General features: G+C 55.0%; 13 protein-coding genes and 1 other annotated feature. Of the genes, 5 read left to right on the forward strand and 8 right to left on the reverse strand.

The window, feature by feature from the left end:
- The first annotated feature begins 119 nt into the window (after nucleotides 1-119).
- Entirely contained in the window at nucleotides 120-1,292 is a 1,173-nt protein-coding gene (locus BM373_RS03955) for an MFS transporter (RefSeq protein ID WP_090459673.1), read from the forward strand.
- A gap of 37 nt (nucleotides 1,293-1,329) precedes the next feature.
- Here the strand turns inward: BM373_RS03955 and BM373_RS03960 are convergent, their stop codons facing one another.
- Nucleotides 1,330-2,169, reverse strand: a complete 840-nt coding sequence (locus tag BM373_RS03960) for a C40 family peptidase (protein ID WP_090459675.1) — start codon at nucleotides 2,167-2,169, stop codon at nucleotides 1,330-1,332.
- 340 nt (nucleotides 2,170-2,509) lie between these two features.
- Between BM373_RS03960 and BM373_RS03965 the strand changes: the two genes are divergently transcribed.
- A complete protein-coding gene (locus BM373_RS03965; RefSeq protein ID WP_090459677.1) occupies nucleotides 2,510-2,848 on the forward strand; it encodes a Grx4 family monothiol glutaredoxin in 339 nt (112 codons plus the stop codon).
- Nucleotides 2,849-2,917: 69 nt separating this feature from the next.
- On the opposite strand, the gene BM373_RS03970 is transcribed toward BM373_RS03965, so the two are convergent.
- Together BM373_RS03970 and BM373_RS03975 are read right to left on the reverse strand one after the other, a co-directional pair.
- Entirely contained in the window at nucleotides 2,918-3,457 is a 540-nt protein-coding gene (locus BM373_RS03970; protein ID WP_090459680.1) for a septation protein A, read from the reverse strand.
- 59 nt (nucleotides 3,458-3,516) lie between these two features.
- The gene (locus BM373_RS03975) at nucleotides 3,517-4,260 is read right to left on the reverse strand and encodes a YciC family protein (RefSeq protein WP_090459682.1); all 744 of its coding nucleotides are present in this window, start codon (nucleotides 4,258-4,260) and stop codon (nucleotides 3,517-3,519) included.
- 329 nt (nucleotides 4,261-4,589) lie between these two features.
- On the opposite strand from BM373_RS03975, the gene ompW reads away from it, so the two are divergent.
- Nucleotides 4,590-5,225, forward strand: coding sequence for an outer membrane protein OmpW (gene ompW / locus BM373_RS03980; RefSeq protein ID WP_090459684.1), 636 nt, complete (start codon nucleotides 4,590-4,592; stop codon nucleotides 5,223-5,225).
- 45 nt (nucleotides 5,226-5,270) lie between these two features.
- Here the strand turns inward: ompW and trpA are convergent, their stop codons facing one another.
- Genes trpA through BM373_RS04005 form a run of 5 tightly spaced genes read right to left on the reverse strand, consistent with a single transcriptional unit; the run spans nucleotide 5,271 to nucleotide 11,807 of the window.
- A complete protein-coding gene (trpA, locus tag BM373_RS03985; RefSeq protein ID WP_090459686.1) occupies nucleotides 5,271-6,080 on the reverse strand; it encodes a tryptophan synthase subunit alpha in 810 nt (269 codons plus the stop codon).
- On the reverse strand, nucleotides 6,080-7,273 hold the full coding sequence (gene trpB, locus BM373_RS03990) for a tryptophan synthase subunit beta (RefSeq protein WP_090459688.1): 1,194 nt from the start codon (nucleotides 7,271-7,273) through the stop codon (nucleotides 6,080-6,082). Before trpB ends, trpA begins: the two co-directional genes overlap by 1 nt.
- A gap of 11 nt (nucleotides 7,274-7,284) precedes the next feature.
- On the reverse strand, nucleotides 7,285-8,649 hold the full coding sequence (gene trpCF / locus BM373_RS03995; RefSeq protein WP_177220105.1) for a bifunctional indole-3-glycerol-phosphate synthase TrpC/phosphoribosylanthranilate isomerase TrpF: 1,365 nt from the start codon (nucleotides 8,647-8,649) through the stop codon (nucleotides 7,285-7,287).
- Nucleotides 8,650-10,245 carry a bifunctional anthranilate synthase glutamate amidotransferase component TrpG/anthranilate phosphoribosyltransferase TrpD gene (gene trpD / locus BM373_RS04000; protein WP_090459691.1) on the reverse strand — a complete coding sequence of 532 codons (1,596 nt, stop codon included), beginning with the start codon at nucleotides 10,243-10,245 and terminating at the stop codon, nucleotides 8,650-8,652.
- Nucleotides 10,245-11,807 (reverse strand): anthranilate synthase component 1, encoded by a 1,563-nt coding sequence (locus BM373_RS04005; protein WP_090459693.1) that lies wholly within the window; start codon nucleotides 11,805-11,807, stop codon nucleotides 10,245-10,247. The genes trpD and BM373_RS04005 overlap by 1 nt, the downstream gene beginning before the upstream one ends.
- A gap of 23 nt (nucleotides 11,808-11,830) precedes the next feature.
- Nucleotides 11,831-11,927, reverse strand: a sequence feature (Trp leader region).
- Nucleotides 11,928-12,087: 160 nt separating this feature from the next.
- On the opposite strand from BM373_RS04005, the gene rnm reads away from it, so the two are divergent.
- A complete protein-coding gene (gene rnm / locus BM373_RS04010) occupies nucleotides 12,088-12,969 on the forward strand; it encodes an RNase RNM (RefSeq protein WP_090459696.1) in 882 nt (293 codons plus the stop codon).
- A complete protein-coding gene (locus tag BM373_RS04015) occupies nucleotides 12,966-13,586 on the forward strand; it encodes an L-threonylcarbamoyladenylate synthase (protein ID WP_090459698.1) in 621 nt (206 codons plus the stop codon). Before rnm ends, BM373_RS04015 begins: the two co-directional genes overlap by 4 nt.
- Nucleotides 13,587-13,649: the final 63 nt, after the last annotated feature.

Raw genomic sequence — 13,649 nt, forward strand, 5'->3', positions numbered from 1 at the left:
TTATCAAATCCGCAATACTCTTTTGTCATTCTGATAACTTCTGTTTTTTTGTGATTGATGTCATGCTTTTGGCTTCTTAATCGGTGCCGCCTGCGGCACGATCATTTCGGAGTCATTGAATGAAAATTAATTTTCCCCTGCTGGCACTGGCGATTGGGGCTTTTGGGATCGGCACAACTGAGTTTTCGCCAATGGGCTTATTGCCCGTCATCGCCCGTGGCGTTGATGTATCTATTCCGGCAGCGGGGATGCTTATCAGTGCCTATGCAATAGGTGTGATGGTTGGCGCGCCGCTGATGACGCTTCTGCTCTCGCACCGTGCCCGCCGCAACGCGCTGGTTTTTCTGATGGCGATTTTCACCCTCGGCAATGTGCTCTCCGCCATTGCGCCTGATTACACCACCTTGCTGCTGTCGCGCATTATTACCAGCCTTAATCACGGTGCATTCTTTGGTCTGGGTTCGGTGGTGGCGGCAAGCGTCGTTCCCAAACATAAGCAGGCGAGTGCCGTAGCAACCATGTTTATGGGACTGACCATCGCCAACATCGGCGGCGTTCCTGCGGCCACCTGGCTGGGTGAAACGATTGGCTGGCGTATGTCGTTCCTCGCGACGGCGGGTCTGGGCGTGGTAGCGATGGCAAGTCTGTTTTTCTCACTGCCGAAAGGCAGCGCCGGAGCCCGCCCGGATGTCCGCAAAGAGCTGTCCGTGCTGATACGTCCACAGGTGCTGTCGGCACTAATGACGACGGTACTCGGCGCGGGGGCCATGTTTACGCTGTATACCTATATCTCTCCCGTCCTGCAGGACATCAACCACGCCACGCCGGTGTTCGTCACCGCCATGCTGGTACTGATTGGCGTCGGTTTCTCCCTGGGTAATTACCTTGGCGGCAAATTTGCCGATAAATCGGTCAGCGCCACGCTGAAAGGTTTTCTGCTGCTGCTGATTGTCATCATGCTGGCTATTCCGCTACTTATTAAAAATGATATGGGTGCAGCGGTGGCAATGGTGATTTGGGGCGCGGCGACCTTTGCCGTGGTGCCGCCGTTGCAGATGCGCGTGATGCGGGTTGCACATGAAGCGCCGGGGCTCTCATCTTCTGTGAATATCGGTGCGTTTAACCTGGGCAATGCGCTGGGCGCAGCGGCGGGCGGGGCGGTGATTTCAGGCGGTCTGGGATACAGTTTTGTACCCGTTATGGGCGCGATGATTGCCGGACTGGCTTTACTGCTGGTGCTGTTTTCAGGTCGTTTTGAGCGACAAGCGGAAGCGGTAACGGGCGAGGCATAAGAGACTTACCCTGCCGCCGGACGCGGCAGGGTAACGATTAACGAACGTTTTTAGACGTCATAACGCGGCGTGCGCCGACGTAATGGCGTTGCCAGTAATCTTCACTCAGCGAAGTGATCTGAATATCCTGACCGCTACGCGGCGACTGAATAAATTTGCCGTTGCCGACGTAGACGCCAACGTGATCTGCAGTCCCGCGTCCCTGGGTGCGGAAGAACACCAGATCGCCACTTTCCAGTTCAGCGACATTCACCGGTGAGGCATCGCGCAGGTGATACATTTCATTTGCCGTGCGCGGAATGCGGAATTTCACCAGATCTTTATAGGCGTAGTAAACCAGGCCGCTGCAATCAAAGCCGGTACGCGGTGAGGTGCCGCCCCAGCGATAGGGTTTGCCGATCTGATTCATCAATTTCGACATCGCCGTTTTCTGTGCCTTCTGGATCCGCACTTTATGAATTTCGGCGAGGGTGCCCGGCTTGCTTTTCACTTTCACACAGTGCGGCTTACGGCCTTTACGGGTCGTGCATTTTTCCGTAAAGCTGACGGCTGCGGTTTTTTCCAGGCTGGATTTAGTACGGCGTGTAGCGACTTTGCTGGCTTTCTGTGTGGTGGTAATGCGTTTTACTTTGGCGGGTGTTTTATTTTTTGCGGTTTTACTGTCGGTTTTTTTATTGGTTTTCTTACTGGTGCCACTGCTTTTCTTTGTTGTCTTCTGAGCATCTTTTTGCGTCTTACGCCCCGACGATTTCGTCAGATGCGTTTTTTGCACGGCAGAGGGCCGCGCCTGTTCGGACGCCCAGGATAAAGGCGTAAACGTCAGCGAAGCAAAAACTAAAGCACAGAGCGTGATCGAGATTTTATTTATCCGCGCCACTGAGCAATCCCCTGAGTCAGGCAGGCATTCAATAATGCGTGCGTATGATTTTCAAAACTCGTCGATTCTAATGCATAAAAAGCGAAAAAGTTAATAGGCTTTTTGCATCTTCGCGCTGTTTCGTTAACGAGCGCAAAAAAAAACAGCAATAAAGGGCATCAATGATTAAGAGATGAGCGAATCGTTTCGCTGATAACCGGGAAAAGAGATATTCTTAAGGCATCTTCAGGCGTCAGACGATAGAATACGGTGTGGTAAACAAAATGTTATTTTCCGGGCCGTGTCTGAACCGCTACACTGTCAGTCAACTGCCGTAGAAAGAAGTGAAGGAAGCAAGACAATGAGCGAAACCATCGAAAAAATCCAGCGTCAAATCGCTGAAAACCCAATTCTGCTGTACATGAAAGGTTCACCGAAGCTGCCAAGCTGTGGCTTCTCCGCCCAAGCGGTTCAGGCGCTGTCTGCCTGCGGTGAGCGCTTTGCTTATGTAGATATTTTGCAGAACCCGGATATCCGTGCTGAACTGCCGAAATACGCTAACTGGCCGACGTTCCCACAGCTGTGGGTTGATGGCGAGCTCGTTGGTGGCTGCGACATCATCATTGAGATGTACCAGCGCGGTGAACTTCAGCCGCTGATCAAAGAAACGGCTGCCAAGCACAATACTGACGCCGAATAATTATCGCCGCAGCGCGAATGCAAAAAGGGCTCATGATGATCATGAGCCCTTTTTTACACACCAAATTCGTCAGGATTTGTCTTCGGTCGGCATATGGCGGTAGATATAAATGCCGCTCAGCAGGGTGAAAATCAGCGTCAGCGCTGACAGGCCAAACACCTTAAAGTTGACCCAGATGTTTTGCGGCAGCCAGAACGCGATATAAATGTTGGCCAGCCCACATAATATAAAGAACACCGCCCAGGCGAGATTCAGCTTCGACCAGACATGTTCAGGGAGCGTCAGCTCTTTGCCCAGCATGCGCTGGATCAGCGGCTTTTTCATAACCCACTGGCTAAACAGCAGCGCGCCGGCAAACAGGGCGTAAATTACCGTGACCTTCCATTTAATAAACTCATCGTTATGGAAGAACAGCGTCAGACCGCCAAACACGGCGACCAGCACAAAGGTAATCAGCGCCATTTTTTCAACTTTACGATACCGCACCCAGCTGTAAATGAGCACAATCGCGGTCGCAGCAATCAGCGCGGCGGTGCCTGCATAGATGTCATAGAGCTTGTAAAAGGCAAAGAAGACAACCAGGGGCAGAAAATCAAGAAACTGCTTCATTCTTTAATTCCGATGTGAATCACCTCCTGCACGGTTATCCATGCAGGCAGGTAAAAAGGTTAATGACGAATCAGCATATACAGACGGAAAAGATAAATAAGTAGCACGGCAGAAATCATGTTGCTTAGCGTATTCGCCACTATCGCGCCTACCGTTGGCGTCAACGCCGCAAAGCTCGACGCAAACATCAGCAGCAGGGTTTTTGCCAGCAGCCAGCCCATAATCGCCGGTGCCACAAGGCGAATATTACTCCATGCCATACGCATACTGGCGCGCAGCGAGGCGAAAATACCCATCTTATCCTGAACCAGCATGACCGGCGCAAAGGCCAGCACGACCGCCAGGATCACGCCAGGGACGACCACCAACATAATGCCAATCTGCACCAGCAGGGTGGTGATAAAAACTAAAATAAACAGTTTCGGCAGAATCGGCGCACTGGCACCGATCGCGCGCAGCGCGCTTACACGATGCCCGGCAGAGACCAGTTGCACCAGCAGCAGCACGCCCCCGGCGAGAATGGCATTACCAATCAGCCCGGAAAACGTAGAAACCGCAGACGCGTGCAGCAGAACCTGTTGCTGCTCGGGCGTCATGTTCTGCACCATCTCCATCAGATCTGCGCTACCCGCCAGATTATCGCCTTCGCTTAAAATAGACAGTTGTTCTTCGGTAGGCGAAAACACGTGACCGAGCATGACCGTAATAAACGCGCAAAGCAGAGCAATCAGCGCAATGGTGACAAACTGATTACGAAAGAAATTTCCCGTGTCACGGTAAACGGACTTCGCCGTGATTGACATGCCCTCTCCTTGAGTTATGCAGATGTTAATTCAGAGTGATTGTAGCGGGTGATTGTAACCTGGATGCCCTCTCAGTGGCAGCCTCAAGGCTTGTATGGAAAAGCATATCTTTGTAAAGCACCGCCCATTACGCCTGCAAAATAATCACTTTCATGAGTTATATGAAAATTGATATGAATTCGTAAAAACCATTTGTTCATTGAATTAATAAAATTAACCCAGATCAATGAAGGTTACATTATCTGGGTAAATGTGAATTCAATAGATCACTTCCTACCTCAATTTGAGTATATTCTCCGCGCAATTAAAACCACAACAAAGGAGTGGAGATGAAGAAGTTAGCAGTGGCTGCGCTGTTCATGAGTGGTCTTAGCGGGAGTGCCCTGGCGCACGATGCGGGCGAATTTTTTATGCGTGCGGGTACAGCAACCGTGCGACCAACGGAAGGGTCGGACAGCGTTCTGGGTAATCTCGGTGGCTTTAACGTCAGTAACAACACCCAGCTTGGGCTGACGTTCACTTATATGGCAACAGAAAACGTTGGGGTGGAGCTGTTGGCCGCCACGCCGTTCCGTCATAAAGTCGGTACCGGTCCTACGGGGGATATTGCGACCGTACATCATTTACCGCCAACGCTGATGGCGCAGTGGTATTTCGGTGATGCCACCACCAAACTGCGTCCGTATATCGGCGCGGGTGTGAACTACACCACCTTCTTCGACGAAGACTTTAACGATAACGGCAAAGAAGCCGGTCTGAGCGATTTGAGTCTGGATGATTCATGGGGTCTGGCAGGGCAGGTAGGTCTGGATTACATGATTAACCCTGACTGGCTGATTAACATGTCTGTCTGGTACATGGATATCGACACTGACGTTCACTTCAAAGCCAATGGCGTCAATCAGACGGTCAGTACCCGTCTCGATCCGTGGGTCTTCATGTTTACCGCAGGTTATCGCTTCTGATGTGTTAACGCACCGGGCACACGTCCGGTGCGTCATTCTCTTCTTTTATTGCGCAAACGTCGCTGCTTTCAGACTCTGCACAAACGCCTTCAGTTCATCCAGCATCGCCGCTGAGTTATCGAGATTTTTCTCGATGATTTTCACAATGGCCGATCCCGAAATCGCGCCCGCCGCACCTGCCGCAAGCGCTGTTGATACCTGCGCAGGGGCAGAGATACCGAAGCCCTGCAAGGCCGGAGCCGCGTTGTACTCTTTCAGCTTCGCAATCAAATGATCCAGCGGCAGCGCGGTGGCGTTTTCCGCCCCGGTGACGCCGGCACGGGAGAGCAGATAGGTGTAGCCACGGCCATAAGAAGCAATCTGGCGCAGCAGATCGTCATCGGCATTCGGCGGGCAGATGAAAATCGGCGCGACATTGTGGCGCAGCGCCGCCTGGCGGAACGGTGCAGACTCTTCTACCGGCACATCCGCCACCAGCACCGAATCCACACCCGCTTTTTCACACTGGGCGTAAAACTCATCAATACCACGGCTGAAGACCAGATTGGCGTACATCAGCAGGCCAATCGGCATGGACGGATATTTCTGACGCACGGTTGCGATCATTTCAAAGCACTGCGCGGGCGTCACGCCTGCGGCAAAGGCGCGCAGCGTGGCGTTCTGAATGGTCGGGCCGTCAGCCAGCGGATCGGAGAAGGGGATGCCTAACTCCAGCGCATCGGCACCGGCTTCAATCAGCGTATCAATGATTTTCAGCGACTGTTCAGGCGACGGATCGCCGAGGGTCACGAAGGGGACAAACGCGCCTTCCTTGCGTTCATTCAGGCGTGCAAACAGGCTTTCATAACGTTCCATTACATTTCCCCTCGCGCTTTCAAAATATCGTGAACCGTAAAGATGTCTTTATCGCCGCGACCGGAGAGGTTAACCACCAGCAGCTGCTCTTTTTCTGGGTTGTCGCGCATCATTTTCAGGGCGTGCGCCAGAGCATGTGACGACTCCAGCGCCGGTATGATCCCTTCGCTGCGGCACAGCAGTTTGAAGGCATCAAGGGCTTCGTCATCGGTGATGGAAACGTAGTCTGCACGACCAATGCTATTCAGGTGCGCATGCTGCGGACCGACGGACGGGAAATCAAGCCCCGCTGAAATCGAATAAGATTCTTCAATCTGCCCGTCTTCGGTTTGCATCATCGGCGATTTCATACCGAAATAGATGCCGACGCGACCATGCTTGAGCGGTGCGCCATGCTCACCGGATTCAATCCCATGTCCGGCAGGTTCCACCCCGATCAGGCCGACGCTGCTTTCTTCAATAAAATCAGCAAACATGCCGATGGCATTGGAACCGCCGCCAACGCAGGCGATAACCGCATCCGGCAGGCGACCCTCTTTTTCGAGGATCTGCGCTTTGGTTTCTTCGCCGATCATACGCTGGAATTCGCGCACAATGGTCGGGAACGGGTGCGGACCTGCGGCGGTGCCGAGCATGTAGTGCGCGGTATCGTAGCTGCCAGACCAGTCACGCAGCGCCTCGTTACAGGCGTCTTTCAGCGTGGCGGAACCGCTGTAAACCGGGATCACTTCCGCGCCCATCAGACGCATACGGAACACGTTCGGCGACTGGCGCTCCACATCTTTCGCACCCATATAAATACGGCATTTCAGACCGAGCAGGGCGCTGGCGAGGGCTGAGGCCACGCCATGCTGACCAGCACCGGTTTCGGCGATGATTTCGGTTTTACCCATTTTCTTTGCAAGCAAAGCCTGGCCCAGCACCTGGTTAGTCTTGTGCGCCCCACCGTGCAGCAAATCTTCACGTTTCAGATACAGCGTGGTCCGGGTGCCCGCAGTCAGATTCTGGCATTTGGTCAGGGCGGTCGGGCGACCGGCATAGTTTTTCAGCAGATCGGTAAACTGAGCCTGAAACTCAGGATCTTTTTGCGCGCTGACGAAGGCTTCTTCAAGCTGGCGCAGGGCTGGCATTAAAATCTGTGGCACATACATGCCGCCGAACTCGCCAAAATACGGATTCAGTAATGTTGTCATTGTCATGTTCCTTAATAGGCGCGCAGCGTGCGAAACACCGAGGCCAGTTTGCTGGCATCTTTGATACCCGGTTGAGACTCTACGCCTGAATTAAAATCAAGTCCGGCACAGCCCGTTTGCGCGGCTTGCACACAGTTGTCGGCACTGAGGCCGCCTGCGAGCAGCACATTGCTCAGATCCTGTCCGGTCAGTAACGACCAGTCGAAGCGCTCACCGCTGCCGCCCTGACCGTTATCGAAAACATATTTATCCACGTGACTGAGATCGCGCGCGGGCAGGGTGGTAGCCACGCTCAGCGCTTTCCAGATCTGAATCTTCGCGGGAAGCGCCGCGCGAAGCGCATCAATGTAAGCCTGATCTTCATCACCGTGCAGCTGCACCGCGGTCAGCGCCAGTTGTTCAGCTTTCGCGACCACCATCGGCAGCGGCGCATTGCGGAATACGCCCACGTAATGCAGCCCCGGTACGGCTTCGGTAATTAACAGCGCCTGTTCATCGGTGATCACCCGTGGCGACGAGGGAACAAAAATCAGCCCGCCGTAATATGCGCCCGCGTCATATGCCGCCTGTGCATCCTCAATACGCGTCAGACCGCAGACTTTGTTTTCGCCCAGCAGCACCCGCTGCACGGCGGTATTGAGATCGTCCTGCTCCATCAGCGCCGAGCCAATCAGAAAACCGTTAGCGAAGTGGCTTAATTCGCGCACCTGCGCATAGGTATTAATGCCGGACTCGCTGATCACCGTCACGCCTGCGCCGAGGCGAGGGGCAAGCTGGCGGGTACGATTAAGATCGATGGAGAGATCGCGCAAATCGCGGTTGTTAATGCCGACCACTTTCGCGTTCAGCGCAATGGCGCGCTCCAGCTCTTCTTCGTTACTCACTTCCGTCAGCACGCCCATATCCAGGCTGTGGGCAACGGCGGCAAGCTGGCGATACTGCTCGTCGTCGAGCACGGAGAGCATCAGCAGGCAGGCGTCAGCCTGGTAATAGCGCGCCAGGTAAATCTGGTACGCATCAATGATGAAATCTTTGCACAGGATCGGTTGCGTTGCGATCTGGCTGACGATGGGCAGAAAATCAAAACTGCCCTGGAAATACTTTTCGTCCGTTAATACGGAAATGGCCGAAGCGTGATGTTTATAGACCTCTGCAATGCGCGCCGGGTCAAAATCATCACGGATGACGCCTTTCGACGGCGAGGCCTTTTTGCACTCAAGAATGAAAGCAGTCCGTGCGCCCTGTAAGGCGTCATAAAAGCGGCGCGTAGTCGGGACCACTTCATTCTGAAAACTGGTCAGCGGCTGTTGTTCTTTACGGGCGGCGACCCAAATCGCCTTATCTGCGACGATTTTCGCTAAAACGGTTTCCATCATTTACCCTCTTGCCGCAAGTGCGGTCACTTTGTCGTAAGCTGCACCGCTTCGCAGCACATCCAGGACTTTTTGCGCATTGGCCTGTAAATCTTCCTGACCGTGCAGACGCATCAGCATGGCAACGTTCGCGGCGACAGCGGCCTCATGGGCGGCCTCACCTTTACCTTGTAATAAGCGCGTCAGAATGTCACGGTTTTCTTCCGGCGTGCCGCCCGCCAGTTGCTCCTGATGATACGGCGTCAGGCCAAAATCGGTGGCGGTAAGCTGGTAGCTTTTGATTTCGCCGTCACACAGTTCAGCGACCACGGTAGGCGCATGCAGTGAAACTTCATCCATACCGCCGCTGTGTACCACAGCGGCACGTTGATAACCCAGCACGCGCAGCGTTTCGGCAATCGGCAGCACCAGTTCCGGGCTGTAGACGCCAATCAGCGCCAGCGGCGGATGCGCCGGGTTAATCAGCGGCCCTAACACGTTAAACAGCGTGCGGGTTTTCAGTTGCTGGCGTACCGGCATGGCGTGACGGAAGCCGGTGTGATACTTCGGCGCGAACAGGAAGCAGACACCCAGCTCGTCCAGCGCATGACGGGATTTATCGGCGTTCATGTCGAGATTAATGCCAAACGCCGCCAGCAGATCGGACGAACCCGATTTGCTCGACACGCTGCGGTTGCCGTGTTTGGCGACTTTCAGCCCGCAGGCCGCGGCGACAAAGGCGCTGGCAGTTGAAATATTGATGCTGTTGCTGCCGTCACCGCCGGTACCCACGATATCGGCAAACGCATAATCCGGACGCGGGAACGGAGCCGCGTTTTCAAGCAATGCGGTAGCTGCCCCGGCGATTTCATTCGGGTGCTCGCCGCGAATTTTCATGCTCACCAGCGCTGCAGCCAGTTGTTCTGGCTTCAGCTCGCCGCGCACAACGGCGGAGAAAAGCTGGTGGCTTTCCTGCTGGCTGAGCGTCTGCGCCTGGTAGAGTTTTTCCAGAATCGGTTGCAGGGTGTTGCTCTGGGCCAGTTTCTGTTGTGCCCAGGCCAGCGTCTGCTCCAGCAGGCGCGCGCCCTGAGTCGTCAGGATGGATTCCGGGTGAAACTGGAAGCCGACCACGCGATCCGCATCATGACGCACCGCCATCACCATGCCGTTGAAATGGGCATTGATGGTCAGGCCCGCCGGAATGTTGCTGCCCACCAGCGAGTGATAGCGCGCCACCGGCAGCGGGTTGCTCAGCCCGGCGAACATCGCCTGACCGTCATGTTCAATGCTCGACGCTTTACCGTGCAGGATCTCTCCGGCCTGGCCGACATAACCGCCGTAGGCTTCGACAATCGCCTGATGCCCCAGACAGATGCCGATAATCGGCAGCTTGCCGCGCATGCGGGTCAGCAGCTCCGGCATGCAGCCCGCTTCAGACGGTGCGCCGGGTCCGGGTGAAAGCATCAGCACCGGATTTTCCATCGTTGCCAGGCGGTCGATCAGCGTCTGTGCCGGAACGTGATTGCGGTAGATCACCACGTTGTGCCCGCTGGCACGCAACTGGTCAGCGAGGTTGTAAGTGAAGGAATCGATATTATCGAGCAGCAGAATGTCAGCCATCAGAACGTCTCCTGAGCGTGGTGCGCGGTGGCAATGGCGCGCAGGACAGCGCGGGCTTTGTTACGGGTTTCATCAGCTTCAGACTGCGGGACAGAATCCAGCACCACGCCTGCGCCCGCCTGGACGGTGGCGATGCCGTTTTCGACATACGCGGAGCGGATCACGATGCAGGTATCCAGATCGCCGTGGGCGGTAAAATAGCCCACCGCACCGCCGTAGCTGCCGCGACGGGAACCTTCGGCGCTGGCGATCAGTTGCATGGCGCGCACTTTCGGCGCACCGCTGAGGGTGCCCATATTCATACAGGCGCGGTAAGCGTGCAGGGCGTCGAGGTCATGACGCAATTCACCCACCACGCGGGAAACGAGGTGCATTACAAACGAGTAGCGATCCACTTTGGTCAAATCGGCAACGTAGCGGCTGCCCGGCGTGCAGATACGCGCCAGATCGTTACGCGCCAGATCCACCAGCATCAGGTGTTCAGAGAGCTCTTTATGATCGGTGCGCATCTCCAGTTCAATGCGGCTGTCGAGATCGCGGTCAAGAGAGCCGTCAGCACGACGACCGCGCGGACGTGTTCCGGCAATCGGGTAGATCTCAATCTGCCGGGAAGTGGCGTCGTATTTCAGCGAGCTTTCCGGCGATGCACCAAACAGGGTGAAATCGGCATCCTGCATGAAGAACATGTACGGGCTGGGATTGCTTTTTTTCAGCACATCGTAGGCGGCGAGCGGTGACGGGCAGGGCAGCGAGAAGCGGCGTGACGGCACGACCTGGAAAATTTCACCGGCGCGAATCGCTTTTTGCATGTTGCGCACTACCGCGCCGAATTCATCGTCACTCTGGTTACATTCGCAACGCATTGACGGAACGGATTCTACCGGCAGGGCGGCAGGGATCTCATGCAACTGATCGCGTAATTGCGCGATACGCTGCGTCAGGCGGGCTTTCTCGGTGGCTTCCGGGGTAAACAGGCTTGCCTGAATGCGGGTGTGCTGCTTCTGGTGATCGATAACCAGCAGCGTTTCTGCAAGGTAAAAACAGTAATCCGGGCAGCGGTTATCCTGATTCAGCGCGGGTAATTCTTCAAACCCGGCGACCAGGTCATAGGCGAAAAGGCCGCCGAAAAACATCGCTTCACGCTCATCGGCAGGCACGGTAACCAGCGTCTGCAACAGGCGGAAAGTATCAAACACTGACAGCGAGCACAGGCGGGCGTCTTCGTCCAGCAGAGCACTTACCGCCGGGAAGCGCAACACGCGACCCTCAGGCGTGACGGTATTTTCCACGCCCGCAGGCAGGGCGGCATCAAGCAGCGGCAGGAGAGATGCACCGTTGCGGGTGAATGCATTAATAGTGACAGTGTCACCTAAAGCGGTAATGCGCAGCGCGCTGTCGACTAACAGCAGGCTTTTTAAATCGTTTTTGCTGTCAATATCGGCGGATTCAAGCAACAGCGTTGCCGGGCGCGCGCCACAAATCTGATGAAAGAGGGCCGTCGGGTTCTCCCGGTAAACGGCATCATCAGTGAGAAGCTCCAGTGCTGGTTTTTGCGTTTGCATAATCGTTCTCATTAATTTTGTTCAAAAAAAAGCCCGCTCAGTCAGGCGGGCCGGGGTATCTGTTTGCTTAACGCAGACGTTAACTCACTGCCCAATACAGGGAGTGCGCCACCAGCGGTTAAGAGTAGAATGTGCAGTCATTTCCAGATACCTCGTTTGCGTGAACTTGCGTACTAGTTAACTGGTTCGAAGAGGTAAAGTCAACCCCCTGATTTCAGAAATTCATCATCACCCGTTATGATAGAGCAGAAATTTCATTTATAGCCCAACCGGAGCCGCCTTGAGCGATACGAATTACGCAGTCATTTACGATTTACATTCACATACTCTCGCCTCAGACGGACTGCTGACTCCTGAAGAACTGGTGCATCGCGCGGTAGCGATGCGCGTTGGCACGCTGGCTATTACCGATCACGACACCACGGCGTCCATCCCCGCAGCCCAGGCCGAAATTGACCGCGCCGGACTGCCCCTGACGCTGATTACCGGCGTGGAAATCTCCACGCTCTGGGAAAATCACGAGATCCACATTGTGGGCCTGAATATTGATATCACCCATCCGGCGATGTGCACGCTGCTGGACGAGCAAAAAGAACGCCGTCAGCAGCGGGCGCGCCTGATTGCTGAACGACTGGAAAAAGCGCACATCCCCGGCGCATGGGAAGGCGCGCAGGCGCTGGCCAACGGTGGAGCGGTAACGCGCGGTCATTTTGCCCGTTTTCTGGTGGCTAACGGCAAGGCAAACAACGTGGCAGATGTGTTCAAAAAATATCTGGCGCGCGGGAAAACCGGATACGTTCCTCCTCAGTGGTGTACAATAAAACAAGCTATTGATGTGATTCATCATTCTGGCGGAAAGGCTGTTATCGCCCATCCGGGGCGTTACGATCTGAGCGCTAAATGGCTGAAAAGACTGCTGGCACACTTTGCCGAACAAGGCGGTGAAGCGATGGAAGTTTCACAATGTCAGCAGGCACCCAATGAGCGCACCCAGCTTGCCGCCTACGCGCAACAGTTTGGTTTGATGGCGTCGCAGGGATCTGATTTTCATCAGCCCTGCCCGTGGATCGAACTGGGCCGTAAGCTCTGGTTACCGGCAGGTGTGGAAGGGGTGTGGCAGTTGTGGGAACAGCCACAGAACACCAACGAGAGGGAAGTATGAGTCAGTTTTTTTATATCCACCCGGACAACCCGCAGCCGCGTCTGATTAACCAGGCGGTTGAGATTGTGCGCAAAGGCGGGGTGATCGTGTATCCCACCGATTCCGGCTATGCGCTGGGTTGTAAAATCGAAGATAAAGGCGCGATGGAGCGGATTTGCCGCATCCGTCAGTTACCCGACGGGCACAACTTCACGCTGATGTGCCGCGATCTGTCGGAACTGTCGACCTACGCGTTTGTTGATAACGTGGCGTTTCGTCTGATCAAGAACAACACACCCGGCAATTACACATTTATTTTAAAAGGCACCAAAGAAGTGCCGCGCCGCCTGTTGCAGGAAAAACGTAAAACCATCGGTCTGCGCGTGCCGTCGAATCCGATTGCGCTGATGCTGCTGGAAACGCTGGGCGAGCCGATGCTGTCCACCTCGCTGATGCTGCCGGGCAGCGAGTTTACCGAGTCGGACCCGGAAGAGATTAAAGATCGTCTGGAGAAACATGTTGAGCTGGTGATCCACGGCGGCTATCTGGGCCAGCAGCCGACCACGGTGGTTGATCTCACCGACGATGCGCCGGTGGTGATCCGCGAAGGCGTGGGCGACGTCAAACCTTTCCTCTGATCACCTTTCTCTGCCCGGCAAGCGCGCGCTTGCCGGGCCTGCATAATTTGCACAGGCGCGTGC

This window comes from Enterobacter sp. kpr-6, from assembly GCF_900116015.1.
Classification (GTDB): domain Bacteria; phylum Pseudomonadota; class Gammaproteobacteria; order Enterobacterales; family Enterobacteriaceae; genus Enterobacter_D.